Source organism: Enterobacter sp. UNJFSC 003, assembly GCF_036903355.1.
Taxonomy (GTDB): Bacteria; Pseudomonadota; Gammaproteobacteria; order Enterobacterales; family Enterobacteriaceae; genus Enterobacter.
This window is the reverse complement of the sequence record NZ_JBAKHK010000002.1, coordinates 183,666-209,192: the sequence shown is the minus strand read 5'-3', so window position 1 is coordinate 209,192 and position 25,527 is coordinate 183,666. Positions and strand designations below refer to the sequence as shown.

General features: G+C 54.2%; 23 protein-coding genes. 8 read left to right on the top strand and 15 right to left on the bottom strand.

Annotated elements, in window-relative coordinates; genetic code table 11:
• Nucleotides 1-60: 60 nt before the first annotated feature.
• The 3 genes from rstB to rstA all read right to left on the bottom strand — a co-directional run bounded on the left by rstB (nt 61) and on the right by rstA (nt 2,765).
• The gene (rstB, locus tag V5P19_RS07035) at nt 61-1,359 is read right to left on the bottom strand and encodes a two-component system sensor histidine kinase RstB (RefSeq protein WP_334401558.1); all 1,299 of its coding nucleotides are present in this window, start codon (nt 1,357-1,359) and stop codon (nt 61-63) included.
• Nucleotides 1,360-1,503: 144 nt separating this feature from the next.
• Nucleotides 1,504-1,764, bottom strand: a complete 261-nt coding sequence (locus V5P19_RS07030) for a hypothetical protein (protein ID WP_334401556.1) — start codon at nt 1,762-1,764, stop codon at nt 1,504-1,506.
• 284 nt (nt 1,765-2,048) lie between these two features.
• Nucleotides 2,049-2,765, bottom strand: a complete 717-nt coding sequence (rstA, locus tag V5P19_RS07025) for a two-component system response regulator RstA (protein WP_334401553.1) — start codon at nt 2,763-2,765, stop codon at nt 2,049-2,051.
• 129 nt (nt 2,766-2,894) lie between these two features.
• On the opposite strand from rstA, the gene V5P19_RS07020 reads away from it, so the two are divergent.
• Entirely contained in the window at nt 2,895-3,230 is a 336-nt protein-coding gene (locus V5P19_RS07020; RefSeq protein WP_334401551.1) for a GlpM family protein, read from the top strand.
• Here the strand turns inward: V5P19_RS07020 and folM are convergent.
• The 3 genes from folM to ydgH all read right to left on the bottom strand — a co-directional run bounded on the left by folM (nt 3,227) and on the right by ydgH (nt 6,500).
• A complete protein-coding gene (folM, locus tag V5P19_RS07015) occupies nt 3,227-3,949 on the bottom strand; it encodes a dihydromonapterin reductase (RefSeq protein WP_334401549.1) in 723 nt (240 codons plus the stop codon). The two genes, V5P19_RS07020 and folM, sit on opposite strands and share 4 nt — an antisense overlap.
• Nucleotides 3,950-3,988: 39 nt before the next feature.
• Nucleotides 3,989-5,371, bottom strand: coding sequence for an amino acid permease (locus V5P19_RS07010; protein WP_334401547.1), 1,383 nt, complete (start codon nt 5,369-5,371; stop codon nt 3,989-3,991).
• 184 nt (nt 5,372-5,555) lie between these two features.
• Nucleotides 5,556-6,500, bottom strand: a complete 945-nt coding sequence (gene ydgH / locus V5P19_RS07005; protein WP_334401545.1) for a DUF1471 family protein YdgH — start codon at nt 6,498-6,500, stop codon at nt 5,556-5,558.
• 535 nt (nt 6,501-7,035) lie between these two features.
• Between ydgH and pntA the strand changes: the two genes are divergently transcribed.
• Together pntA and pntB are read left to right on the top strand one after the other, a co-directional pair.
• Nucleotides 7,036-8,565 carry a Re/Si-specific NAD(P)(+) transhydrogenase subunit alpha gene (pntA, locus tag V5P19_RS07000; RefSeq protein ID WP_334401543.1) on the top strand — a complete coding sequence of 510 codons (1,530 nt, stop codon included), beginning with the start codon at nt 7,036-7,038 and terminating at the stop codon, nt 8,563-8,565.
• A 10-nt stretch (nt 8,566-8,575) separates the two neighbouring features.
• Entirely contained in the window at nt 8,576-9,964 is a 1,389-nt protein-coding gene (pntB, locus tag V5P19_RS06995) for a Re/Si-specific NAD(P)(+) transhydrogenase subunit beta (protein WP_334401541.1), read from the top strand.
• Between the two features lie 61 nt (nt 9,965-10,025).
• Here pntB and uspE read toward each other — a convergent pair whose 3' ends face one another.
• From uspE to V5P19_RS06960, 7 genes are all read right to left on the bottom strand, one after another.
• Nucleotides 10,026-10,976, bottom strand: coding sequence for a universal stress protein UspE (gene uspE / locus V5P19_RS06990; protein ID WP_334401539.1), 951 nt, complete (start codon nt 10,974-10,976; stop codon nt 10,026-10,028).
• A 110-nt stretch (nt 10,977-11,086) separates the two neighbouring features.
• The gene (locus V5P19_RS06985; RefSeq protein WP_334401537.1) at nt 11,087-11,281 is read right to left on the bottom strand and encodes a hypothetical protein; all 195 of its coding nucleotides are present in this window, start codon (nt 11,279-11,281) and stop codon (nt 11,087-11,089) included.
• A gap of 128 nt (nt 11,282-11,409) precedes the next feature.
• Nucleotides 11,410-12,162: a fumarate/nitrate reduction transcriptional regulator Fnr gene (gene fnr, locus V5P19_RS06980; RefSeq protein ID WP_006174991.1), complete on the bottom strand. Its 753-nt coding sequence runs from the start codon at nt 12,160-12,162 to the stop codon at nt 11,410-11,412.
• A gap of 183 nt (nt 12,163-12,345) precedes the next feature.
• Nucleotides 12,346-12,861, bottom strand: a complete 516-nt coding sequence (gene ogt / locus V5P19_RS06975) for a methylated-DNA--[protein]-cysteine S-methyltransferase (RefSeq protein WP_334401535.1) — start codon at nt 12,859-12,861, stop codon at nt 12,346-12,348.
• Between the two features lie 10 nt (nt 12,862-12,871).
• Nucleotides 12,872-14,398 carry a p-aminobenzoyl-glutamate transporter gene (gene abgT / locus V5P19_RS06970; RefSeq protein ID WP_334401533.1) on the bottom strand — a complete coding sequence of 509 codons (1,527 nt, stop codon included), beginning with the start codon at nt 14,396-14,398 and terminating at the stop codon, nt 12,872-12,874.
• 43 nt (nt 14,399-14,441) lie between these two features.
• Nucleotides 14,442-15,887, bottom strand: a complete 1,446-nt coding sequence (locus tag V5P19_RS06965; protein ID WP_334401531.1) for a M20 family metallopeptidase — start codon at nt 15,885-15,887, stop codon at nt 14,442-14,444.
• Entirely contained in the window at nt 15,887-17,197 is a 1,311-nt protein-coding gene (locus V5P19_RS06960; protein ID WP_334401529.1) for a M20 family metallo-hydrolase, read from the bottom strand. Before V5P19_RS06960 ends, V5P19_RS06965 begins: the two co-directional genes overlap by 1 nt.
• Before the next feature lie 175 nt (nt 17,198-17,372).
• On the opposite strand from V5P19_RS06960, the gene V5P19_RS06955 reads away from it, so the two are divergent.
• Entirely contained in the window at nt 17,373-18,284 is a 912-nt protein-coding gene (locus V5P19_RS06955; protein WP_334401527.1) for a LysR family transcriptional regulator, read from the top strand.
• A 355-nt stretch (nt 18,285-18,639) separates the two neighbouring features.
• Nucleotides 18,640-19,203 (top strand): DNA endonuclease SmrA, encoded by a 564-nt coding sequence (smrA, locus tag V5P19_RS06950; protein ID WP_334401525.1) that lies wholly within the window; start codon nt 18,640-18,642, stop codon nt 19,201-19,203.
• A 9-nt stretch (nt 19,204-19,212) separates the two neighbouring features.
• Here smrA and V5P19_RS06945 read toward each other — a convergent pair whose 3' ends face one another.
• A complete protein-coding gene (locus V5P19_RS06945) occupies nt 19,213-20,874 on the bottom strand; it encodes a methyl-accepting chemotaxis protein (RefSeq protein WP_334401522.1) in 1,662 nt (553 codons plus the stop codon).
• A gap of 148 nt (nt 20,875-21,022) precedes the next feature.
• Here V5P19_RS06945 and V5P19_RS06940 point away from each other — a divergent pair, with 148 nt between their 5' ends.
• Entirely contained in the window at nt 21,023-21,889 is an 867-nt protein-coding gene (locus V5P19_RS06940; RefSeq protein WP_334401519.1) for an aldo/keto reductase family oxidoreductase, read from the top strand.
• 5 nt (nt 21,890-21,894) lie between these two features.
• Here V5P19_RS06940 and V5P19_RS06935 read toward each other — a convergent pair whose 3' ends face one another.
• Nucleotides 21,895-22,137: a hypothetical protein gene (locus V5P19_RS06935; protein ID WP_334401516.1), complete on the bottom strand. Its 243-nt coding sequence runs from the start codon at nt 22,135-22,137 to the stop codon at nt 21,895-21,897.
• A 276-nt stretch (nt 22,138-22,413) separates the two neighbouring features.
• Between V5P19_RS06935 and V5P19_RS06930 the strand changes: the two genes are divergently transcribed.
• Nucleotides 22,414-23,802, top strand: coding sequence for an aminopeptidase P family protein (locus V5P19_RS06930; RefSeq protein WP_334401514.1), 1,389 nt, complete (start codon nt 22,414-22,416; stop codon nt 23,800-23,802).
• 98 nt (nt 23,803-23,900) lie between these two features.
• Nucleotides 23,901-25,424 carry an EAL domain-containing protein gene (locus tag V5P19_RS06925; RefSeq protein WP_334401512.1) on the top strand — a complete coding sequence of 508 codons (1,524 nt, stop codon included), beginning with the start codon at nt 23,901-23,903 and terminating at the stop codon, nt 25,422-25,424.
• Nucleotides 25,425-25,527 lie beyond the last annotated feature (103 nt).

Genomic DNA, 25,527 nt, shown 5'->3' with positions numbered 1-25,527 from the left:
AGTTACAACATACTCACGGTATAGCACAGCACGCCGGGTCAAGCCAGCGTGCGGTTAAGGTCAGGCAGGGATGGGAAGGGGGATGTTATGGTAGACCGGCCAGCTAAAGCAGAAGCGCGCGCCGCCAAGCTCGCTCTCTTCACACTGAACCGTGCCGCCCATCGCCTGGGCGATGGAGTGGACAATGGCCAGCCCCAGACCACAGCCTCCCGTTGCGCGATCGCGGCTTGGGTCGAGGCGAACAAAGGGCTCGAATACGGTTTCACGCGCTTCGGGAGCAATGCCCGGGCCGTCATCCTCAACCGTCAGGCTTGCCTGAGCGCCCTGTAAATCTAAGCCAATCTTCATGGTGCTTTCGCTATAACGCATGGCGTTATTCATCAGATTATCCAGCACGCGCTCCATCAGGCGCATATCCAGCGCGCCATAATCGCCGGGGGTAACGGCCGTCAGCAGCGTGCGCTGCGGGTTGACGCTTTGAACATCGTCAATATGCGTCTGCAGCCAGACGGGAAGATCCGGCGTACTGAGGTTCAGTTCATTTTGCGGGCGATCGAGACGGGCGTAGGTCAGCAATTCTTCAATGAGCGCCTCAAGCTGGCCGATATCGCGGTTGAGCGCCTGATTCTCAGCCTCGGTAAGGTTTTCGCTCATCTCAAGCCGATAACGCAGGCGAACCAGCGGCGTGCGCAGTTCATGCGCGATCCCGTCGATCAGCTGCTTTTTGCTGGCAATGAGGGCATTGATGTTATCGGCCATCTGGTTGAACGCAATGCCCAGACGGTCAAAACTGGAACCGCTGTCGAAATGGATACGCTCGGTAAAATGCCCCTCACCAAAGCGCTGTGCGGCAGATTCGAGTTTTAGCATGTCCTGCCAGTGAGGGCGCATCCAGATAAACACCGGGAAGGCCAGTGAAATGGCAATAAACGCCATAAGCGCCATATCCAGCAGGCGCATCTGGTGCAGATAATAGAGATAGGGTACCGGACCCACGGCCAGCACGTAGTGGCTGCGGGGAATGCGCTGGATAAAGGTGTACTTCGCATCAAGCGCCACAATGTCCCCGTCACGCAGACGCTGCATGGCAGGGGGATCTAAATCGAAGTCTTTCAATGGTTCGATGCGCAAATCGAACGACAGGTTCAGATCCAGCTCTTTTAAGGTCTTCGCCCACTCGTGCGGCGGAATTTCGCGGAGCTCGCTGCGCATGAGATACAGCGAGCTTTTCATTAAATCATCCAATGACTGTCTGCCCGCGCGTTCGGCGGTGAATTTATAGACCAGCCCGACCAGCATGGTCATCACCAGGAAGCAGACAAACAGCAGAAGGTAAAACTGCACAAAAAGCTTTTTCATTACATCTCACCGAAAATCAATATATTCACTCTCTGGCTTTACCTTCAGAGCACTGTAGCAGCATCTTCTTACCGCTGGATCCTGGGGTATCCCTGCTGAATATACATCACGGCGTTTCCATCGTCATAGCATCGCTGCGCATACTTACATGGCATGCGTGCTGCGTTTCACCTTCGCGATGAGTGTTTCCGTCACCGCCAGACCTTCTGCAATGTGAGGGTCGATCACCTTTGTCCCAAATTCTTGAATTAAATCAAGGAGAATCTCATAGGACTGGATGAGTTCAAGAAGATTCATAAGTGCTTTTTGATCGGCGTAAGAGGGGAATGGGTCGTTAACGCTTGCTTGATTAACAATCCATTCCAGATTGGTTTTAATGGCTTGTACTTTATTGTAGCTATACATATTTCATGGACTTAAATCCTCATTTCAAGATTTTTTGAAAAACATGACGTCCCGGCTTCGTTTTGAAAAGCCGAGGAGCGCGCAGAGCAATGGCAATGATTGGGGGCGATGACGATGATGTCGGAAGGGTGAGCTGCAGGGGCGGTTCCTGTTAAACGTCGCGGCTACTGGCATGACCCATGAAGGCTGGTACGATGAGAGTCATTTAAGTATGGCTTAAATCGACGTTTTAACAAGGAACCCGTTGCGCAATCGGACAAATGAGGCAGAAAAGGGAGCGGCGATCAGGTTTCCCAGGCATGTGGGGCAAACAAATAGCCTTTGTTACGTACGGTTTTGATGCGATAGGGCTCGGTGGCGTTGTCCAGCAGTTTTTTACGCAGGCGAGAAATGGCAACGTCTACGCTGCGATCCATTCCATCGTAGCTCACGCCGCGCAGATTTTTCAGCAGCGCATCGCGGTCCATAATTTGCCCGGCATGGGTTGCCAGCTCCCACAGCAGGTCAAAATCTGCGGTCGAGAGGGCAATCAGCTCACCGGAAAGCAGCACCTGACGGTTAACCGGATCGATAGACAAGGTACCAAAACGCATTGCTTTATGCGGCATGAGTGACTGCGCAGGCGCTTCACGCTCGTGACTGGCACGCTGGCGCAAGTGCAGGCGTAGACGGGCCAGCAGAACTGCAGGGGGCGTGGTTTTCAGAATGTAATCGTTGGCACCCATTTCAAGGGACAAAATATGATTCATGTCGCTGTCCAGCGAGGTCAGCAGCACGATAGGGCCGTCCCACTGCGCGCGAAGATCGCGGCATACGGTCATACCATCTTTGCCGGGCAGCATAATGTCCAGCAACACCAAATCCGGGTTTTCGCGTAAAACCACCTCTTCGGCGCGATCGCCGCGAGGCTCAACAATGACGTCCATATCATGTTTACCCAGATAAGCGGCTATCAGTTGACCTACTTCGGGTTCATCTTCCACATAAACAATCTTATTCATACAACGTCTGTTATTGCGAAAAAAAGCCAACATACACCGCGTAACCTTAACCTTCCATTAATCTTTCAAAATTAACCTCAGTTCCGTTATTCTGAAGCACATTGTTACTTGATTGTTATAGGGAAAAGCATGGGCTTGGTGATTAAAGCCGCACTGGGGGCGCTGGTGGTATTACTGATTGGCGTTCTGGCTAAAACGAAAAATTACTATATCGCCGGGCTTATCCCGCTGTTCCCGACGTTTGCGCTGATTGCGCACTACATCGTGGCCTCAGAGCGCGGAACGGAAGCGCTGCGGACCACCATTGTATTTGGGATGTGGTCCATTATTCCGTACTTTCTCTATCTGCTTTCGCTGTGGTATTTCACCGGCTTTCTGCGTCTTCCGCTGGCGCTGAGCGGGGCAGTGGTCTGCTGGGGGCTCAGCGCCTGGCTCGCGATCGTTGTTTGGGGCCGCTTTCACTAGCGCAGCGGGCGGCCACCGTCCACGGCAAAGGTTCTGCCGGTTACGTAGCAGCTGGTGAGCAGATAATCGACAAGATCGATCACCTCTTTCTCACCAGGGGCGATTTTCATTAGCGACTTATTCAGTGCCTTCTGGCGATACTCAGCGTCGTCTCCCTCGTTGAATAAGATCATCGCCGGGGCGATAGCGTTCACCTTAACCTCGGGTGCCAGTTTACGGGCAAACGAACGCGTCATGTTGTCCAGTGCGGCTTTGCTGGCCGCATAGGCGATATGCTTGTCGCTTCCACGCTCTACGACATAATCGGTGAAGTGGATAATGTCGCCTGCGGCATGTCCGTGACCGCGCAGCAGATCTTGCAACGCGTGGTTAAGCAGATAAGGGGCATTGACGTGGATCTGCAGCATGCAGGAAAGCGTTTCGCTGAGCGGCATGCTGGGCGTTTCCGACTGCCACGCGCTGGCGTTATGGATGACGGCGCGCAATCCGTCGGTCGTGGATTTTACCTGATCAGCGAAAGCAAGAATGCCTTCATCGGTTGAAAAGTCCGCCTGAATACAGGTCGCACCGGCGTGTCGGAGCCCCTCAATCGAGGGATATTCACTGCGGTAGCTGACGATAACCGGATGATGAAGGGTAAGAAAGTGATGGGCGAGGGCGAGGCCGATACGACGGCCACCACCTGTTATCAGTATTGGGCGTTGCTGCGCAGTTCCCATCGTATTTTCCTTTTCAGTTCAACAATGGGAAAGGCGATGCTAACCCATTAACATCCAGGTTGCCGGTAGGGCAGCAACCAACAATAGCCCGATTAAGACCATCTCGCGGCGTTTAAGCGCATACTCAAGCTGGTGCGTGCGCCGGGCATAAATAAACACCAGCAGACCCGGAGCATACAGCACCACCGACAGCAGCAGGTGCATAGGCCCAGAAGCATACAACAACCAGAGGCCGTAAATACAGGCCCCGACTCCTACAGCATAGTGCGCCGGTCGGGTGGCGATTTTCAGCAAATACGCGCCCACTAAGAAATAGGGTACCAGAATCATTTCAGAGGCGATGGTCAGCAGGGTGTTATAGTCAGAACCTGTGAGCCAGATCAGCACCAGACAGACCTGTACGCTGATGTTGGTAAGCCAAAGCGATGCCGACGGCGCGTTGTTTTTGTTCTGGCGGGCAAAGAGGCGCGGAAACGCTTTGTGCGTCGCGGCCAGGAATGGCACTTCTGCGGCCATAATCGTCCAGCTCAGGTAGGCCCCGCAAACGGAGACAATCAGCCCCGCAGCGATCACTACGTCTCCCCAGGGACCAAACATTTTAACCATCAGTCCGGCCATTGATGGGTTACGCATTTCCGCCAGCTCAGGGCGCGCCACGACGCCCAATGACAGTAGCGTGACCAGCAGATAGACACCCAGCGCCGCCAGCACGGCCAGCAGCGTGGCGCGCCCCACGTCACGTTTATTACGGGCCCGCGCTGAAACCACAACGGCGCCTTCAACGCCGATGAAGACCCACAGGGTGATCAGCATGGTGTTTTTCACCTGCTCCCAGACGGGGACGCCCAGCGCGATACCAGTGAAGTCGAGCTTAAATACGTCAAGACGGAAGGCAATAAACGCCAGAACGATAAACAGGCCGAGCGGAACCAGTTTCGCCAGCGTCGCGACCAGATTAATGCTCGCTGCGGTTTGCACGCCGCGCAACACCAGCCAGTGAACAAACCACAGCAGAACCGATGCACCGACAATGGATTGCCAGGTATTGCCGTCGCCAAAGAGACGCAGCTCAGGGGTATCGGTAAAGAAACTGAGCGCTGAAAAGACGATAACCAGATAAGAGACGTTCGCAATTACTGCACAAAGCCAGTAGCCCCAGGCGGAACAGAAGCCAATCAGCTCCCCAAAACCTTCGCGGGCATAGGTGAAAATCCCCCCATCCAGATCCGGGCGAATGCGCGTTAACAGCAGCATGGCGAACGCCAGCAGCAATATTCCTGCACCGGTAATCCCCCAACCAATAAGCAATGCGGCAGGGCTTGCAACGGCCGCCATGTTTTGCGGCAAACTGAATACACCCGCACCCAGCATTGAGCTTAAGACAAGTGCAGTTAAAGCACTCAGGCCAAGTTTCTTTTCCATTGGCTTCCTGTTATGAAAGGTCCAAATCCAGAATAATTATTTCGCACAGGCGCATAAAAATGGTGGATCACACTAAGGCGCGGGATTTTACGGAGAGTCACGAAAGCATGCAATGATGTGGGGCAGAAATCAGAAAAAAAGTAACAAAAAAGGCGGCATTGCGCCGCCTTTCATAAACGCTTTGTTACTTGAACAGATCGGCGCTAATGGTCATGTTGTTACCACGTTCCTGCCACTGGCGGGTGATGTGGTAATACTTCGCCCCTTTCTTCGCCGCACGCTTCGCGACCTGGTAAGAGACTTCCGTTCCGTTGCCGTAGTTGCCGGTAAATTTGATGCTGTCGAACGGTACCATCTGCGCAGCAGTGGCGTTGTTCAGCTCTTCTATTTTGGTTCCGTCTGGCAGGGTAACGGAATAACGGCCACCCTTCGTGGTCTGCGTTTCAAAGAAACGGCCCACTTCAGCGCTTGGTGCAGCAGAGGTGGCTACGCCCGGAATTTCAACTTTCTTCGCTTCTTCGCCACCTTTTGCTAACGCAGCGCGACCTGCATCGGAATTAGCCGGGATAGCATCCGGGCTCTGCAGAACGCGTTTTTTCGCATCTTCTTTATAGATGAATGCGGTAATACGCTGGTTGCCACCCTGGTTAGCATCCACCTGACGCACGATGTAGAAAGAGTAAGCCCCTTTCGCTTTCGCCGCTTTGGTGATGGCATCGTTCACTTCTGGCTGGCTGCGATAGAAGCCCTGAACGGTAACGGTATCATAAGGTTCAAGCTCGATAGCCTGTACTTTTGGCAATTCAACAATACCGTTAATCACGCGGTTATGCTGTGTGTCTGCCTTAGGGGCATTCTCTTTGTACAGTGCAATGGTAACGCGCTGGTTACCGCTGTTTCCTTGATCGGATTGATCGAGAACATAAAACGAGGCCGCACCTTTTTTATCGGCGGCTTTGGATGCGGCGGCGACACCGTCGCCAATAGAATTATAACGACCCACAATGACCGTCTGGTCAAAAGGTTTTAACGCTGCCGCTTGCTCCGGCGTTAACTCTGTCGCAGCATTTGCAGACAGGGCGGTCGCAGAAAGAAGTGCGGACGCCAGGAGTGTGTTCTTAAGCTTCATAAAAATAATCCTTCGCCTTGCGCAAACCATGTACTGGTATTGTTGTTAATTTGAGACGGTCCCGATTATGGCATTTAAAACCCGTCGCTGTCTGCGCCATTTTTCACAGCCCGTGCGAACAGTATGACCCGCTTCGATAACCTTTAGTGATATGTTGAAAAAACAGGCGTTTGACAAGCAAAACTGATAAAGCATATGACTTTTACAAGTTAATTTAATGTTAATGAGTTGTTCTCTTATGGCGCTATATCATGTTTTTACCGCTTCGCTTGCGCGATTTATCGGTTCCGGCGAAGAATTTAAGGTAAATATCTCTGTCAGAGACGCCGATCACTTATTTTTCACAGATAAAGTAAGAAATAGTGTTTTCTGGCGGTAGATCACAGGCGCTATTTTCAGTAGGTTATAGAAAGTTTGTTACTGTTTTATTTTCTGGGGTTAATCATGCTTCGCGGTTATCACACTGACGAAAGTTGAAACAAACCACGGGCATTTATCGACAAACCATCATCAAAAACCGATGGAAGGGAAAACTATGCGTATTGGGGTACCAAAAGAACGGTTTGCCAATGAAACCCGCGTAGCGGCAACACCAAAAACGGTGGAGCAACTGCTTAAACTGGGTTTTACCGTCGCAGTTGAACGCGGCGCGGGCAAACTGGCGAGTTTCGACGACGAAGCCTTTATTCAGGCTGGCGCGGAGGTTGTGGACGGTGCTGAGGTCTGGCAATCACCGATCGTTCTGAAGGTGAATGCACCTGAAGAGAGCGAAATCGCGCTGCTGAATTCCGGCACCACGCTGGTGAGTTTCATCTGGCCTGCACAAAATCCTGAGCTGATGGAGAAGCTGGCTGCACGGGGCGTGACCGTGATGGCGATGGACTCCGTGCCACGTATTTCGCGCGCACAGTCTCTGGATGCCTTGAGCTCAATGGCTAACATCGCGGGCTACCGCGCAATCGTTGAGGCCGCACACGAATTTGGTCGCTTCTTTACCGGTCAGATCACCGCAGCAGGCAAAGTACCGCCTGCAAAAGTGATGGTGATTGGTGCGGGCGTGGCAGGCCTTGCGGCGATTGGCGCGGCAAATAGCCTTGGCGCTATCGTACGTGCTTTTGACACCCGTCCTGAAGTGAAGGAGCAGGTTCAGAGCATGGGCGCCGAGTTCCTTGAACTGGACTTCAAGGAAGAAGCGGGCAGCGGTGATGGTTACGCGAAGGTCATGTCCGAAGCCTTTATCAAGGCTGAAATGGCACTCTTCGCCGCGCAGGCGAAAGAGGTCGACATTATCGTGACGACCGCGCTGATCCCAGGTAAACCGGCACCGAAGCTGATCACCCGTGAAATGGTTGACTCCATGAACCCGGGCAGCGTGATCGTCGATCTGGCTGCACAGAACGGCGGTAACTGTGAATATACGGTGCCAAACCAGGTCACTACGACCGCCAACGGCGTGAAGGTGATTGGTTATACCGATCTGCCGGGTCGTCTGCCAACCCAGTCTTCTCAACTGTATGGCACCAACCTCGTCAACCTGATGAAGCTGCTCTGTAAAGAGAAAGATGGCACCGTCACCGTTGATTTCGACGATGTGGTAGTGCGCGGCGTAACGGTCGTGCGTGAAGGTGAAATCACCTGGCCTGCACCGCCTATTCAGGTTTCAGCTCAGCCTCAGGCGGCAGCGAAAGCCGCGCCTGCGCCAAAAGAGCCGGCGAAGCCCGCGTCTCCATGGCGTAAATACGCGATCATGGCTTTAGCGATTGTTCTGTTTGGCTGGCTGGCAGACGTTGCGCCGAAAGAGTTCCTCGGCCATTTCACCGTCTTTGCGCTCTCCTGCGTAGTGGGTTACTACGTGGTGTGGAACGTTTCCCACGCGTTGCATACCCCGCTGATGTCGGTCACTAACGCCATCTCCGGGATCATCGTGGTGGGGGCGTTGCTGCAAATTGGTCACGGCGGCTGGATTAGCTTCCTGAGCTTTGTCGCGGTGCTGATCGCCAGTATCAATATTTTCGGTGGTTTCACCGTGACTCAGCGCATGCTGAAAATGTTTCGTAAAGGCTAAGGGGTAGCATATGTCTGGAGGATTAGTCACAGCCGCATACATTGTTGCTGCAATCCTGTTTATTTTCAGTCTGGCGGGACTTTCCAAGCACGAAACGTCTCAGCAGGGTAACAACTTTGGTATTGCCGGGATGGCGATTGCGCTGATTGCCACCATCTTCGGGCCGGATACCGGCAACGTTGCGTGGATTCTTGTCGCCATGATCATTGGCGGTGCGATTGGTATTCGCCTCGCGAAACGCGTTGAAATGACCGAGATGCCGGAGCTGGTCGCCATTCTGCACAGCTTCGTGGGTTTGGCGGCGGTGCTGGTAGGCTTCAACAGCTACCTGTATCACGAACCTGGGATGGAACCGATTCTGGTCAATATCCATCTGACGGAGGTGTTCCTGGGCATCTTCATCGGTGCGGTGACCTTTACCGGTTCTATTGTCGCTTTCGGCAAGCTGCGCGGTAAGATCTCATCTAAACCGCTGATGCTGCCTAACCGTCATAAGCTGAATCTGGCGGCGCTGGTTGTCTCCTTTGTGCTGATGGTGATCTTTGTTCGTACCGAAAGCGTCGGTATGCAGGTGCTGGCACTGCTGGTGATGACCATTATTGCGCTGGCGTTCGGCTGGCACCTGGTCGCGTCCATCGGCGGTGCGGATATGCCAGTGGTCGTTTCTATGCTCAACTCCTACTCGGGTTGGGCGGCGGCGGCGGCGGGCTTTATGCTCAGCAACGATCTGCTGATCGTCACCGGTGCGCTGGTGGGTTCTTCGGGTGCGATCCTGTCTTACATCATGTGTAAGGCGATGAACCGCTCCTTCTTCAGCGTCATTGCCGGTGGCTTCGGGACCGATGGTTCGTCTTCCAGTGCTGATGAAGAAGTGGGTGAGCATCGTGAAATTTCTGCGGAAGATACCGCAGACATGCTGAAAAACTCGCACACGGTCATTATCACCCCGGGCTATGGCATGGCGGTGGCACAGGCCCAGTATCCGGTCGCGGAAATCACCGAGAAGCTGCGCGCTCGCGGTATTAAGGTTCGCTTTGGTATTCACCCGGTTGCCGGTCGTCTGCCTGGCCACATGAACGTGCTGCTGGCGGAAGCGAAAGTGCCTTATGACATCGTACTCGAAATGGATGAAATCAATGATGATTTCGCCGATACCGACACGGTACTGGTCATTGGTGCCAACGATACCGTCAACCCGGCCGCCCAGGACGATCCGGGTAGCCCAATCGCCGGGATGCCGGTTCTGGAAGTGTGGAAGGCGCAGAACGTGATTGTCTTCAAACGCTCCATGAACACCGGTTATGCCGGGGTGCAGAACCCGCTGTTCTTCAAAGAGAACACCCACATGCTGTTTGGCGATGCGAAAGCCAGCGTGGATGCGATTCTGAAAGCGCTGTAAGGTGTATCGAGACGAAAAAGCCGCCAAATTTGGCGGCTTTTTTAATGGTGGACATTATTGATCAATCGTCTTCTGGGTCGTCCAGCTCCACCGGCGTCTGATACTCATCCGGCTTGATGACCAGCAGGTCACAGCGCAGATGGTCGATCACCTGTTCAGCCGTATTGCCCAGGAACGCGGCAGAAATCCCGGTCCGGCCAATGGTTCCCAGCACCACAATCCCGGCCTGTAGATGCTCCGCCAGGTCCGGGATCACCTCTTCAGGCAGTCCTTTTTCCACATGCGTCATTTTTTCATCGATGCTGAATTTCTGACGCAGCGCTTTCATTGCCAGCAGGTGCTGACCTCGGATTGCGTCGTTATAGACGCTTGGGTCAAATTCAGGCAGCTCGATGGCAATGTTGATTGGCGTCACCGGGTAAGCGCCAACGAGGTGCACTTCGGTGTGGTTAACTTGCTCGGCAAGCTGAATAGTTTCCTTAACCAGTTTTTCGTTCAGTGAATTGTGATAATCCTCTTCACTCGCCAGGTTCACCGCCACAACGGCTCTCCCGCCTTCAGGCCAGGGCTGGTCTTTCACCATCCACACCGGACACGGGCATTTACGGAGCAAGTGCCAGTCGGTGGGGGTAAAGATCACTGATTCCAGCTTGTCATGCTGGTGCGCCATTTTCAGCAGCAGGTCGTGCCCACCGGCGACAATCTCCTGGATAATGGCTTCGAAAGGACGGTTGTGCCAGACCACTTTAATGTCAATCGGCACGCCCGCTTCCAGATAGTATTTCGCCTGTTCACGGATCCAGGCGGTACGTTGGCTGATCACTCCCTGACGCATTGCAGTGCGCTCGTCAGGCGACAGAAGGGTGGTCATCTCATACGAGAAGTCATAGATCGGCAAAAACGCTTTGATTTTGCCACCAATCCGTTGATGTAAATACACAGCACGTCGTAATGCCGGCTGATCGTCCTGGTTAGGATCGATAGCCACCAGCATGTTTTGATACTTTGCCATACAGGTCTCCTTACTACTGTCACCGCAGTCTGTAATTAAAAGAGTAACCTATATATCTTGAATGAAACAGGGGGGAAGTTTTTGTTAGATCAATAAATCGTGAAATGAGGTCACATTAGAAGGACTGTTACCGTTACGGCGATAAAGGCAATAAACAGCAGCACCATCACCGCTATCGCAAAGGTCGTTGAATCCTGAACGTAGGTCTTTTCCTCTCCCTTCATTGGGCCGACAAGCATGATCCAGATGAAAATGAAGGTCACTGAGGCGATAACGACTGAAACGAAAAATAAACTTTCTTTCAAATCATAACCTTAAGATGGCACGGACTGACCTGAATGCCTGTCGCGGAGACGGTGGTAACGCCCTGGAAGAAAAACGTTAAATGCCAGACCTGTCAATGCTCTGGTCTGGCATTCATGATGCGGGGATGTTATGCCACGTTGCGGGCGTGCCCGGCAAGTACCGCAAGCGCTTCACCGTTTTCGATGGTGATGTACTTACCTTTCACGGCCAGCATTCCGCTTTTCTGGAAACGCCCCAGCAGACGGCTGATGGTTTCTACGGTCAGGCCCAGGTAGTTACCAATATCACCACGCGTCATGGTCAGGCGGAATTCACGCGGAGAGAAACCGCGTTCTGCAAAGCGACGGGAGAGGTTATAGATAAACGCGGCCAGGCGCTCCTCTGCGTTCTTTTTGGAAAGCAGCAGGATCATATCCTGATCGCCTTTGATCTCACCGCTCATCAGACGCATCATCTGCTGGCGCAGGTTAGGCATCTTCCCGGACAGGTCGTCCAGCGTTTCAAACGGGATTTCGCAGACCATAGAGGTTTCCAGCGCCTGAGCAAAGCTCGGGTGATGGCCAGTGCCGATGGCATCAAAACCAACCAGATCGCCTGCCAGATGAAAACCCGTGATTTGCTCATCACCCTGTTCAGTGATGGTGTAGCTTTTGATGGTGCCAGAACGGATAGCATAGAGCGATTTGAGTTCGTCTCCGGCTTTAAACAGCGTCTGACCTTTCTGAATAGGCTTTTTGCGCTCGATGATGTTATCAAGCTGATCGAGTTCATGCTCATTCAGGGTAAACGGGATACAGAGCTGGCTGATGCTGCAATCCTGGCAATGGATAGCACAACCGCCAGACTGAATGCGTCGTATAATTCGCTTTTCCGGGATCATAGGTTTGCTCAAGCCTTAATTGATATTGGTCAATTTTAACATCTTTTTGGTAAGTACGTAAGCCTGGCAAACTATCAATAAGGACAAGAGACGGCAACGTGTTGCCATCTTCTTGAAATTCCACAGCTTGATTATGGATTTTTAGACTAACCGGAACAAAATTAAGCACTAAAAGCCTGGGCGCTACAGCAAAAGATACCCTTCGTGACGCAGTAACCACTCTTTTCTCTGCACGCCGCCGGCATAGCCGGTCAGGGTGCCGTTGCGTCCAATAACGCGATGGCAAGGGACGACGATGCTCACAGGATTTGAGCCGTTGGCGGCCCCCACCGCGCGCGCTGCGCCCGCACGGCCTAGCCGTTCGGCGAGCTGACCGTAGTGCATAACGTGTCCGCACGGGATAGCACGCAGCGCCTGCCACACCTCACGCTGGAAGGGGGTTCCAGCGGTGGCCGTTGGCAGGTCGTTGATGATGGTGAGATCGCCGTCGAAGTACGCCGCCAGTTTGTCGCTCAACCCGCCCGGATTGGTGGCGCTGATACGCTCGAAACCCTGCATGCGATAATGCGTGTTGAGCAAGGCCTCCATACGGTCGCTGTGCTCTTCCCACTCGACCGCGCGCAGGTTGAACTGCTCGTCCGCGATAACCCACAGTGGCCCAAGCGGCGTCGCAATCTTATCTTCGAGTAATCTCAGCATCCTCTTTCCCTTAGTGCAGCCTTGGGTAAATCCCCGGCCCAATCGGCAGGCCGACAAGATACCATGCCACCAGCATTACCAGCCATACCCCTAAAAAGATAAGCGGGTAGGGCAAAACCAGCGAATAGTAGGTACCCAATTTGGCTTCGGGCTTATAGCGTTGCAGGAAACCTAAAAACAGGGGAACGAACGGTGACACCGGTGCCAGCGGGATCACCGAGGAATCTGCGACGCGAAACAGGATCTGCGCAAACGCCGGATGGAACCCCAGCATCATAAACATCGGCACAAATATCGGTGCCAGTATCGACCAGATGGCCGATCCGCTGGCAATAAACATGCACAGCAGCGACGACAGCAGCGCCAGGCCGACAAACGCCGGAACGCCGCTCAAACCGGCCGCTTCCAGGACATCGGTCAGGCCGACGGCCATAAACTTGCCCATGTTGCTCCAGTTAAACATGGCCACAAACTGTGCCAGCGGGAACACCATCACAATAAAGCCCGCCATCTCTTTCATCGGCTCGATCATCAGCTGCGGCAGGTCGGCCTGACGGCGAATTTTACCGGTTGCAATGCCGTAGGCGAGAGAAACGACAAAGAAGAAGAGGATAATCAGCGGCACGATGCCCTGAATAAACGGCGAGGGCAGAACGGTATGTTTAACCGGATCGCGCAGCACGCCATTCTCCGGCACCACCATCAGCGCTACGGCGGCAATAAACGCCAGCGAGACTCCCCCAGCCACGCGCAGGCCGAAGCGCTGCTCCTTGCTCAGTGTTTCCAGCGTTTCATCGCTGCGGCCTTCCCACTTACCGAGGCGTGGTTCGACGATCTTATCGGTGATCAACCCGCCGACAATCGTCAAAACAATCACCGAGCTGGCCATAAAGTACCAGTTGTCGATCACGCTAACGTGCATTGCGGCATCCATCGTTTTGGCTGCTTCGGTGCTGATACCGGAGAGCAGGACGTCGGTGGTCACAATCAGCAGGTTGGCGGTAAACCCGCATCCTACGCCAGCAATCGCGGACAGCAGACCCGCGACGGGATGGCGCCCAACGGCGAGGAAAATCAGCGCACCCATCGGCGGCATGATCACCAGCGCGGCATCGGAGGAGATGTGGCTAAAGAAGGCGATGAACAACACCATGTAGCTGGCGTAACGGGCGCTGACGTGTGAAGCCATTTTCACCATCAGCGCGGGCAGCAGGCCAACCCGTTCTGCGAGCCCGGCACCCAGCACTAGCGCAAGAATGGCGCCGAGCGGCGCGAAGCCGCTGAAGTTCTTGATCACATTCGGTAAAAACCAGTGTAAACCTTCAACACTCAGCAGATTTTTGACCGCCACCAGGCTGCCATCCGCCGGACTGCGTACGCTCACCTCAAAGGCGGAGAGCACGGCGGTGGCGACCATCAAAATCACAATCAAGTAGATAAAAAGCAGGAAAGGGTGCGGCATTTTATTACCGATCCTTTCAACCCAGCCATAGAGCTTACCGGATGGGGAATGCGAAGGTATGGAAGACATACTCATGGGCGTTCCTCGGGACTGTTGTGTTGTTGTGTTATGTGTTTTTTTATTTTAAAGGTGACGGTGTCACGCCCTGTGGAATCGGACACACGTACGGTTTTTCTTGTATTTGTTGTTCAAACTCTTCACGACATTTCTGAAGCAGGTCTGCGTCCTGCAGCAGATTCAATGCTGTCGCCCCCATCACTTTTGCAGCCAGCAGCATGCCTTTATGGGCAATGGCGGTGCGTCCCTGTGCGACCAGCTGCCAGGTATGCAGCGGCGTACCGACGGTAAAGCAGGGGCTAAAACACTGGGCGACCGGCATCTTCCAGCTAACATCGCCAACGTCAGTTGAGCCCGCCAGTACGTTGTCGGTGATGGCATACGGCGCGACTTCGTCGATCAGCACGGTTTCCTGATGGCGGCGGGCAAAGGCTTTACCGTCTTCTGCTCCCGTTGCGGCAATGTTTTTCAGGCTGTTTTGCAGATCGTTTGGCGTCAGCGTGGCGCGAATTTCCCGTGCAAATTCACGTTCTTCCTCCGTCCACGCGGGCGTACCGTAATGCTGCAGCGCGCGATACATAGCCGCTTCGAGCGTGCGGTTTGGCAGGTAGCTGGAGCAGGCTTTGTCAAAGCGGCATTCGACGCGGGTTTCCGTCATCATCGCCGCGCCCTGAGCGATTTTCTCTATACGTTCGTAGATCTGCTGCGCGTCGGCCATCTCAGGGGCGCGGATCAGGTACAGCACTTCGGCCTGGGCCTGCACCACGTTCGGTGAGATCCCGCCGGTATCGGTGATGGCGTAATGCACGCGCGCTTTCTCGATGATGTGCTCGTTGAGGAAATTGGTGCCGGTGGTCATGAGCGTCACGGCATCCAGCGCGCTGCGCCCCAGGTGTGGCGAGTTTGCAGCATGTGCCGCAACGCCCTTAAAGCGCCAGGCGGCCTGAATATTCGCCAGCGTGCTCACGTTAAACATGCCGGCAAAGGCTTCCGGGTGCCAGGTGACTGCGGCATCAACGTCGTCAAACACCCCTTCACGTACCATGAAGGTTTTCCCGGAGCCGCCTTCTTCACCCGGGCAGCCGTAAAAACGCACCGTTCCGCTCCCGTCGTGCTTTTCCAGCCAGCTTTTCACCGCCACCGCGCCCGCAAGTGCGGCCGTTCCCAGCAGGTTATGCCCGCAGCCGTGACCGTTCGCTCCCGGCGTAGCGGATTGCGCCGTCGCGCAGTGCGCCTGCTGGCTTAATCCGGCCAGCGCATCGTATTCACCCAGCAGGGCGATAACCGGTTTTCCGCTGCCGAAGCTGGCGATAAAGGCGTTGGGAATGCCGCCCGCTTCGCGCGTGAGCGTGAAACCTTCGGCTTCCAGCGCGCTGGCGAGCCGTTCGGCGGACCAGAACTCTTCAAAGCGGGTTTCAGGATGATCCCAGATCTCGTCAGCAATATCGGTTAACGTTCGCGATCGCACGTCGATCGCATCCGCGATATACGCGTAGTTCTCCTGCATTACACACCTCGCGTCCACGGGAAGTTTAGCGCGGTCCGCGCCAGCGTTTCGATGGCGACGGTCATGACCCGCTCGTCAAAATCGAATTTTTCGTTGTGATGTCCGGCGCTCAACGCTGTGCCAAAAACCATGTATGACGCCATACCGCCGTTCTGCTGCACGCGGGCCATCATCAGCGTGGCGTCTTCTGAACCGGCCGGGGCTTTCACCTTATCGATCGCGTGAACAACCCCGGAAACTTGACTGGCCTGCTCGCGCAGATAATCAACCCAGGCCGGTGTCGGCGAGCTGGCGGTGGCGGCACCCATCAGGCGCATCTCTGCCTTAACGCCGTAGAGTGCGGCCGCGCCGTTAATAACTGCCTGGGCACGTTCGAAGACGTACTGATTAATCGCTTCGCTTTCACCGCGGGTTTCAACCTTGAGAAGGGCGTTTGCCGGTACCACGTTGCGTCCGCTGCCCGCCTGCATAACGCCAACATTGACGCGCGATGCGCCTTCAGAATGTGGCGCAATGCTGTGTAATGCGATAGCCGCCTGGGCTGCGGCGAGAAGGGCATTGCGGCCATCTTCCGGTTTGCCACCCGCGTGTGCGGCCACGCCGGTAAAGTGCACGTCGAACTTGGTGGTGGCCATAAAGTTATCGCTGCCGCAGATCACCGTCCCGGCGGGCACACCGGTACCAATGTGGATCGCGGTAAAATAGTCCACGTCGTCCAGGGCTCCCGCGGCGACCATCGCCCGCGCGCCACGCGTGCCTTCCTCAGCAGGCTGGAAAATCAGTTTGACGGTGCCGCTGAGTTGCGCTTCGTTCTGCTTCAGAACCTGCGCCAGCCCCAGACCAATGGTGGTGTGACCGTCGTGAGCGCAGGCGTGCATCATCCCCGCGTTACAGGAGGCAAAACCGTCGCGGAACGGACGATGGCTGTCGTCGAGGGCTTCGCTCAGGTCGAGCGCATCCATGTCCACGCGAAAGGCCAGCGTCGGGCCAGGACGTCCGGTATTTAGCGTGGCAACAATGCCGGTGAATCCACCTTCAAACGGGGCCAGCCATTGTTCGGGAGCGCCCTGCGCGCGGGCGCGATCAAACGCGTGCGCCAGCGTTGCCGCATCCGGTAATCCCATACGACTGTCGGCATCGACCACGTCGCGGCCCATGGCCAGTTCGTAACCCAGCGAGTTTACGATTTCTGCAACCTTCGCCGCGGTACGAAATTCCACCCAGCCTGATTCGGCAAACTGGTGAAAATCGCGACGCCACGCGCTCAGCTGCGGGGTGAGTGTCTGGATGTACTGCGCCAGTGTGTCCATATCGTTTCCTGTCATCATTAAAATATGTGAACTGCTTCACGCTGTGATAGTTTTTACTTATCACTAACCGTTTTTTCACAGTTTTAACCGTTCAGGAATTACCCTCGCACATCCATTTCCATTAAAGTAGATGACAGTTTCTTTACTCTGATAAACAACGGTTATCGGTCGGGTTATGTCATTTCAGATTAAATTTCATCACATCAGGGCGTTTGTTGAAGTGGCACATCAGGGCAGTATTCGCGGTGCCAGCAGGACGCTGAATCTCTCGCAACCGGCACTGACCAAATCCATCAAAGAGCTGGAGGAGGGAATGGCGGCGCAGCTTTTTGTGCGCCGTAGCAAAGGCGTGGCGTTAACCGAATGTGGAGAGGGTTTTTATCACCGGGCCAGGCTGATTCTGGAGGAGCTGCGTGCCGCGCAGGACGACATTCGCCAGCGGCAGGGGGAACTGGCCGGGCAGATCAACATTGGTATGGGGGCCAGCATTTCGCGAAGCCTGATGCCCGCCGTGATCACGCGTTTTCATGCGCAGCATCCGCAGGTGAAGGTCCGGATTATGGAAGGGCAGCTGGTATCAATGATTAATGAATTACGCCAGGGTGAACTGGATTTCACCATTAACACCTATTATCAGGGCCCGTACGATCACGAATTCACGTTTGAAAAATTGTTTGAAAAGCCGTTTGCGGTCTTTTGCCGGGAAGGTCATCCCGCGATAGGGGCAAAATCTATCAACGATCTTCTGCATTATAATTGGACCATGCCGACGCCCCGTGGCAGTTATTATAAGCAATTAGAAGATGTATTTAGTCATCGCGCGCAAATACCGCGAATAGGTATTGTATGCGAAACGTTTTCCTCGTGCATAAGCCTAGTGGCGCAAAGCGATTTCTTAAGCATATTGCCGCAGGAACTGGGCTGTGACCCGCTTCTGGCGAACCGTCTGGTGATGCTGCCGGTTGTCGAAGCGCTGCCAAAGGCGGCGTATTACTTAATTCAACGCCGTGATTCTCGCCAAACTCCGCTCTCGGAATCATTAATCACGCAATTCCGCAGAGAGGCGCGAAAAATAGTGTCGGGGTAAAATACAAATAATAAAAAAACAGGATCTGTTCGACATCAAACAGACCCTATAGTATACACAGCAGTGCATCCTTCCACCGATCCTACGTGTTATTTCCCTTCGGCAGGTTTATTTAGTTATAACAGATATCTCTGAAAATGAAAGCTGACTGAGTGATTGATTTCACGGTTTTTTAACTTAAATCTTTTAATGTATTAACGCTGAAGTTTTAGTTAAGTTTTATTTAACTTTATTCAGGCATATATTTCATATATTCGGCAGAAATATATTTAGACATGCTCCTGCGCATGAGGGTTATTGAGACCCCTGTCCGGCACAGGTATAGTACCGACTCGGATGTAGCCGGAGAATGTCCATGAACCCTGACGACAAATCACTTTTTCTTGACGCCATGGAAGATGTCCAGCCCCTGAAGCGCTGCACGGATATTCACTGGCAGCAGAACCGCAACGCGCGGGCGCGGCAGGAGATAGACATTGAGCAGCTCGATAATTTTCTGACGCTGGGGTTTCTGGAACTGCTGCCGCTTGAAGAGCCGCTGGCGTTCCAGCGTGATGGGGTGCAGCAGGGCGTTTTTGATAAGCTACGCTCGGGCAAATACTCCCGCCAGGCCAGCCTCAATTTGTTGCGTCAGCCCGCGGAGCGTTGCCGCCAGATGCTGTATTCATTTATTCGCCAGGCCGGACGTGATGGGTTGCGCAATCTGGTTATCGTACATGGAAAAGGGCGCGAACAGAATTCACACCCTAACGTGGTGCGCAGCTACCTGGCGCGCTGGCTTACCGAGTTTGAGGAAGTTCAGGCATTTTGCGTAGCGCTGCCCCATCATGGCGGCAGCGGAGCATGCTACGTTTCACTGCGAAAATCCGACGAAGCGAAACACGAGAACTGGGAACGGCACGCTAAGCGCAGCCGTTAACGGCTGCGCTTAGAAGGTTTCCCAGTTATTGTCGCCCGACGCGCTCGCCGTGGCCGGGCGCAACAGCTGCGGCGTTTTCAGCGCTGACGGGCGAGGGGCAGCTGCATTCTCTTTCGCATTCAGGCGGAAAGCCGCCACGGCCTGGCGCAGCTGTTCAGACTGATCTTCCAGTGCCGCCGCCGCCGTTGCGGACTCCTGCACCAGCGCGGCGTTTTGCTGCGTGACGCTGTCCATCTGTGAAACGGCCAGGCTGACCTGTTCAATACCGCGGCTCTGCTCATCGGATGCTGATGAAATCTCACCCATGATGTCGGTGACGCGGGTCACGGCAGCCACAATCTCTTTCATGGTTGCACCCGCTTCGCTCACCTGGTCAGAACCGGTATTGACCCGGCTGACGGAGTTCTCAATCAGCCCTTTGATCTCTTTTGCCGCCTGCGCGCTGCGGCTGGCGAGAGTTCGCACTTCGCCCGCGACGACGGCAAACCCGCGTCCTTGTTCTCCTGCACGAGCAGCTTCCACCGCCGCGTTAAGCGCCAAAATATTGGTCTGGAAGGCGATGCTGTCAATCACGCCGGTAATGTGCGCGATTTGCTGCGAGCTGTCGGCAATCTCGTTCATGGTACGGACGACGTTATCCACCACGTGACCGCCGCGGGCCGCCGTTTCCGAGGCGTTCTTCGCCAGCAGCGTGGCCTGACGGGCGTTATCGGAGTTCTGTTTAACCGTCTCGGTCAGCTCTTCCATGCTGGCGGCTGTCTCTTCCAACGAGGCGGCCTGTTGCTCTGTACGGGCGGAAAGATCGTTGCTCCCGGCGGCAATTTCACCTGCGCCAGTGTAGATGGAGTCCGTGCTGCCGCGCACGGCGCTGACCGTGCTCACCAGCGACTGCTGCATCTCATGCAGACCGGCGGCCAGTTGCCCCATTTCATTGCGACCGGAGAGGGCGATATTCTGCGTCAGATCGCCCGCTGCTATGGTACGAATATGGTTCATCACGGCGTTGAGCGGCTTTAACAGCATGTGCTGCAAGCCTTGCCAAATTACCACCAGCACGGCGATAACGGCCAGCAGGATGCCCGCCAGCGTCCATTGCATCTGGGTAAAGCTGCTTTGGTTCTCTTCGGTTGCGGCCTTAAGCAGGGTGTTGTTTTCGGCGCGCCAGCGGTTGTAGACCCCCTCCATATCGTCCTGCGCCTGCTGAGCGTCCAGATCGCCATAGGCCTGATAGTTGTCGGCACGCAGATATTCAATCGACAGCCGCATCACTTCGTGCATCTGGTTCCAGGACTTCTGCATCTCTTCGGTTAATGCCACATTCTGGCCGTTAACCTGCGGCAATTTCTGCCACTCTTTGTTATAGGCTTCGGCTTTCGCCAGAGAGTCAGCCGCGGTGCCAAGCAGCGTGTTAATTGCCGCCAGGGAGGCAGGATCGCGTTGGTTTTTCAGGTAGCGGATCGCCACGCGGGTCACGGTGACGCGCGTTTTCACCAGCGTGTTCACGCTGTCGCTCAGGCTCTCCTGTTGGGCGTTGAGCACCCCGGAGTTCTGGAAGTTATGCCGATCGTTGCTGACGGCGGAGTAGAACAACCCTCCCGTGACAACTTGCAGCAGACAGAATATGGTGAGGGCAAAGATGATACCGGTGATCACGTGCAGATTTTTCAACATAGCGGACGTCCGTTAGAGAAGATGCAGGGGTACATCAATACTATCGTCGTAGAGAATTTAAACTTTAATTTTACTCGTGCTTAACTAAGGGTTCTCTTCAGGAACCTGTTGTATACCTTAAATAATTCATTTTTATGAGGAAGGTAACATGGGCAGTATTGATAAAAGCGGGACGTACGCGCTCGGAACGCGAACGGTTAAACGACTGGGTTATGGTGCAATGCAGCTTGCCGGGCCGGGCGTCTTTGGTCCACCGAAGGATAAAAACGCCGCGCTGGAGGTCCTCCGTGAAGCCGTGGCGGCCGGCGTGGATCATATCGATACCAGCGATTTTTACGGCCCTCATGTCACCAACCAGCTTATCCGCGAGGCGCTGCATCCGTACCGGGACGATCTGACGATCGTAACCAAGATTGGTGCTCGGCGCGGAGATGATGCCTCCTGGCTGCCGGCATTTTCCGCGCAGGAACTGACGCAGGCGGTGCATGACAACCTGCGGAACCTGAAGCGGGATGTACTGGACGTGGTCAATCTGCGGATCATGTTTAGCGCGCACGGCCCCGCGGAAGGATCAATTACAGAGCCCCTGACCGCGCTGGCAGAATTGCAGCAGCAGGGGCTGGTTCGCCATATCGGTCTGAGCAACGTGACGGCGGCTCAGGTTGCCGAAGCGCAGAAATTGGTGACCGTTGTGTGCGTGCAAAACATGTATAACATCGTGAATCGTGGCGATGATGCGTTGGTGGATTCTCTGGCACAGCAGGGGATTGCCTATGTGCCATTCTTCCCGTTGGGCGGTTTTACGCCGCTGCAATCTTCCGGGCTGCAGGCGGTTGCAGACGCGCTTGGCGCAACGGCAATGCAGGTAGCGCTGGCATGGTTACTGCAGCGCTCACCGAACATCTTGTTGATCCCGGGAACCTCTTCCGTGGCGCATTTGCGGCAAAATCTGGCGGCGGCATCGCTGGTACTACCGCCTGATGCGGTCGCCACGCTGGATTCGCTGGTGAGTTAACCCTGTTACAAACAAAGCCCGAAGGGATCTTCCGGGCTTTGTGTCTCTTCTGACCCCATCTGACTGCTCTGCCTATGTAGCGCTAACGCTTCCGACACAATTTCCTGCTTACTCTTTCGCGTCTCAAATGCGGTGATCCTGATGTATTCCATCAGTTCGGGATCAATGCGGGCGCTCAACATCTTCAGGTCTGCCTCTTTTGCTAAACCGCGTGCGACACGCTTATCAGGATAATCACGGGCTGGCATAGAAAACGTTCTCCAAAATTGTCTTGTTAATTCGTGCTGTGAAATATGCTTTTACTGAATGTCAAAGTCAATACATAGTAATTGCGTAGTGACTATTTATTTTGTTTTTGCTTTTATTTAAGTCATAAGTAAGTGATTGTGTAGTGATTGTGTTGTGTGCGATTTATTTCATTGAGACAGGCGTAAAAGCATTCGTGAGAACCGTATCAGCATGATAAAACAGAGTATCGCCAAACGGCGTATCTGACGGTTTGTTCGGAATGCGAGGGGGATAATATGGATTTTAAGGCAGTAAAATTGCAGGTGACGACAGCACCACAGGGATTTTCGGATGTCCCGCCCGTGCCGCTCACGGACGCCACGCTGCAGGAGCGTAAAGCGAAAATCCTTGCACGCATGGCGGCTGAAAACGTCGACGCGCTGATTATTTACGCCGACAAAGAACATGGCAGTAACTTTGAATACCTGACGGGTTTCGTACCTCGCTTTGAAGAGGGGCTATTGATACTGGCGAAAAACGGCGAGGCGACCGCGATCCTTGGCAACGAGAATCTCAAAATGGCGGCGCATTCACGTATTCCGGTAACGCTGAAGCACAGCCCTTACTTCTCCTTACCCAATCAGCCGATGGATAACGAAAAGCCGCTGGAGGCATTATTCAACGAGACAGGGGTGTCGGGCATGGCCCGCATCGGACTCGTGGGCTGGAAAATGTTTACCGCTGCCCGTGCGGATAACACACAGCTCTTCGATTTACCCGCATTCATTGTGGATGCTATCCGCAACAGCGTTTCGGCAGAGGCAATCCTTGAAAACGCCGCCCACCTGTTTATCGGTGGGGATGACGGGGCTCGCATCACCAATAACGCCAATGAGATCGCTCACTACGAATATGGGGCTAACCTTGCGTCTACCTGCATGCTGAACGCGATGAATGCCGTTGTACCGGGGATTCGCGAGGTGGATCTGGGGGGCTATCTCACTGCAGAAGGCCAGTCCAGTACGGTGGTTACCATCGCCGCAGCCGGGCAGCGCTTTGAAAAAGCGAACCTGTATCCAACCTACAAACCGGTAGCGCGGGGTCAGCCGCTTTCCATGACCACCGGTTTTAAGGGCGGGTTGTCGAGCCGCACCGGGTTCGTGATCGCGGATGAAAGTGAGCTGCCGGACGCGCAGAAAAATTATCTTGAGCGGGTGGCAAAACCCTATTTCGCCGCGGTTGTTACCTGGCTTGAAAATATTCGCATCGGCATGGCCGGCGGGGAGATGTACACCCTGATTGAGTCCATACTGCCGAAAGCGCACTACGGCTGGCATCTTAATCCGGGCCATCTCAGCGCCGATGAGGAGTGGATGTCATCGCCCATTTTTGAGCGCTCCTTGCAGACGCTGAAAAGCGGCATGATCATGCAGATCGACATTATTCCCTCCGTGAAGGGCTATACCGGTGCCAGTGCGGAAGAGAGTATTGCTTTGGCGGATCGGGCGCTTCAGGCCGAAATTGCGCATGCGTTTCCTGAACTTTGGGCTCGTATCACGACCCGTAAACGCTATCTCACCGAGGTGCTAAAGATTAAGCTGAGTGATGATGTCATTCCGCTGTCCAATACGGTTGCTTATTTACGGCCTTTCTTCCTTGCGAAAGATAACGCCTTCACCTGCTAAACGTTTTTCGGAAAATCTGTAGACCAGAGCATGGTTATTTTTACTGACGTCGACCATGCTCTTTGTACTTATAAAAATTAAGTACGGTAGAGGCGTTTATGCGCAATACCCTTGTTCCCGTCGTTGCCGCCGTGGCGCTTTTTATGATGGGCGTTTTTATTCTGACTCTACAGCTCTGGTTTTCTGCGCGCGCCGACAGCCTTGCGGGGGCGCGCTACGCCATAGAAAAAACGAATGCTATTCTCGTTGAAGCGCGTTCCGCCACCCGGATAGCGACAGCTATTGCACAGAAAGGGTGTGGCGTTGAAGGGCAATATCAGTTAGGTACCGAAGCGGCGCTGGAGCCCCACCTCAGAACCATCTTTATCATTAAGCAGGGGGAAGTATGGTGTTCATCCCTGTCGGGCAACCGCATACTGCTGATTAACGCTCGGGCGCTGCCGGCACCGCAATTGTTGCTCGTATCCGCTAAAAACGCGCTGAATGGATTACCGGTTTTGCTCTATCAAACGAAAGTGGCCGATAGTCGTATTGTCGTGACCATTAGCGATCGCCATATTCGGGATGCGCTGAGCGTTCCGTTAAAGGGCGTCACCTATCGCTTAACGGTGGGGGATGCTGCGATAGGCACGTCGGGTGATGTCATGACGTTAGGTGATAAACAGCCGCGTCTCGGGAAGGTCGTGGCTGCGGATTTCCCTTACAGTATCGACTATACCTTCCCTGCGATTATCAGCCTCCAGCGGCTGATCGCTCAGGGCGGCGGCATTCTGCTTTTTCTTCTGCTGATTGCCTGTCTCGTCGCGTACGTGATGTACAGGTATCTGAATAAAAATACGGCACCTGAAGAGTCGCTTCGCAGCGCGATTGCGAAGGGGGAAATCGTTCCGTTTTATCAGGCCGTGGTCAACGGCAGGGAGGGCTCGCTGAGAGGGGTAGAGGTGCTGGCAAGATGGAAGCACCCGAAAGCGGGGTATATTTCGCCGGGCTCATTTATTCCGGTTGCTGAAAAATCGGGGTTGATTGTGCCCCTGACGCGAAGCCTGATGGCGCAGGTGGTCACGCAGATGAACGCCATTTCCTCGAAATTGCCGGAGGGGTTCCACGTTGGGGTCAACTTCAGCGCGTCACATATTGCGATGCCGGGATTCATCGATGAGTGTCTGGACTACAAGCGCCGCTTTGTCAGGCAGGATCTGAATCTGGTTATCGAGGTGACGGAGCGGGAACCGCTGGATATGGATAAGGATCTGATCACGACCCTTAATGCGTTGCACGATAAGGGTTTTGCCATCGCGCTGGATGATTTTGGCACCGGGTATTCCGGGCTCTCTTATCTGCACGATCTGCGTATCGACTACATCAAGATTGACCATAGCTTCGTCAGCCGCGTCAATGAGCATGAAGAGTCGACCCGGATCCTCGACTGCGTGCTGGATCTGGCGCGCAAGCTCTCCATCAGCATTGTGGCTGAAGGGGTGGAAACGAAGGCACAGTTAGACTATCTCAACCGCAATAACATTGTTTTCCAGCAGGGGTACTACTTCTTTAAACCGGTTCCCTTTACGAAGCTGATTCATATTTTGCTGTCGAAGCCAAAGGTGAAGGTCGTCGTTGAGTAACCTGCTGAAGACGTTGCTGGAATAAATCCTCTCAAACTTCAATGCGTTTGCTGTCGTTCCGGGAAAGCACCTTGATTCTTGCCCGGAATTCGTAATACTGTAT

Coding starts and splice junctions, on each gene's coding strand:
- rstB (WP_334401558.1), bottom strand. CDS start 1,359: ATGAAAAAGCTTTTTGTGCAGTTTTACCTTCTGCTGTTTGTCTGCTTC.
- V5P19_RS07030 (WP_334401556.1), bottom strand. CDS start 1,764: ATGTATAGCTACAATAAAGTACAAGCCATTAAAACCAATCTGGAATGG.
- rstA (WP_334401553.1), bottom strand. CDS start 2,765: ATGAATAAGATTGTTTATGTGGAAGATGAACCCGAAGTAGGTCAACTG.
- V5P19_RS07020 (WP_334401551.1), top strand. CDS start 2,895: ATGGGCTTGGTGATTAAAGCCGCACTGGGGGCGCTGGTGGTATTACTG.
- folM (WP_334401549.1), bottom strand. CDS start 3,949: ATGGGAACTGCGCAGCAACGCCCAATACTGATAACAGGTGGTGGCCGT.
- V5P19_RS07010 (WP_334401547.1), bottom strand. CDS start 5,371: ATGGAAAAGAAACTTGGCCTGAGTGCTTTAACTGCACTTGTCTTAAGC.
- ydgH (WP_334401545.1), bottom strand. CDS start 6,500: ATGAAGCTTAAGAACACACTCCTGGCGTCCGCACTTCTTTCTGCGACC.
- pntA (WP_334401543.1), top strand. CDS start 7,036: ATGCGTATTGGGGTACCAAAAGAACGGTTTGCCAATGAAACCCGCGTA.
- pntB (WP_334401541.1), top strand. CDS start 8,576: ATGTCTGGAGGATTAGTCACAGCCGCATACATTGTTGCTGCAATCCTG.
- uspE (WP_334401539.1), bottom strand. CDS start 10,976: ATGGCAAAGTATCAAAACATGCTGGTGGCTATCGATCCTAACCAGGAC.
- fnr (WP_006174991.1), bottom strand. CDS start 12,162: ATGATCCCGGAAAAGCGAATTATACGACGCATTCAGTCTGGCGGTTGT.
- ogt (WP_334401535.1), bottom strand. CDS start 12,861: ATGCTGAGATTACTCGAAGATAAGATTGCGACGCCGCTTGGGCCACTG.
- abgT (WP_334401533.1), bottom strand. CDS start 14,398: ATGAGTATGTCTTCCATACCTTCGCATTCCCCATCCGGTAAGCTCTAT.
- V5P19_RS06965 (WP_334401531.1), bottom strand. CDS start 15,887: ATGCAGGAGAACTACGCGTATATCGCGGATGCGATCGACGTGCGATCG.
- V5P19_RS06960 (WP_334401529.1), bottom strand. CDS start 17,197: ATGGACACACTGGCGCAGTACATCCAGACACTCACCCCGCAGCTGAGC.
- V5P19_RS06955 (WP_334401527.1), top strand. CDS start 17,373: ATGTCATTTCAGATTAAATTTCATCACATCAGGGCGTTTGTTGAAGTG.
- smrA (WP_334401525.1), top strand. CDS start 18,640: ATGAACCCTGACGACAAATCACTTTTTCTTGACGCCATGGAAGATGTC.
- V5P19_RS06945 (WP_334401522.1), bottom strand. CDS start 20,874: ATGTTGAAAAATCTGCACGTGATCACCGGTATCATCTTTGCCCTCACC.
- V5P19_RS06940 (WP_334401519.1), top strand. CDS start 21,023: ATGGGCAGTATTGATAAAAGCGGGACGTACGCGCTCGGAACGCGAACG.
- V5P19_RS06935 (WP_334401516.1), bottom strand. CDS start 22,137: ATGCCAGCCCGTGATTATCCTGATAAGCGTGTCGCACGCGGTTTAGCA.
- V5P19_RS06930 (WP_334401514.1), top strand. CDS start 22,414: ATGGATTTTAAGGCAGTAAAATTGCAGGTGACGACAGCACCACAGGGA.
- V5P19_RS06925 (WP_334401512.1), top strand. CDS start 23,901: ATGCGCAATACCCTTGTTCCCGTCGTTGCCGCCGTGGCGCTTTTTATG.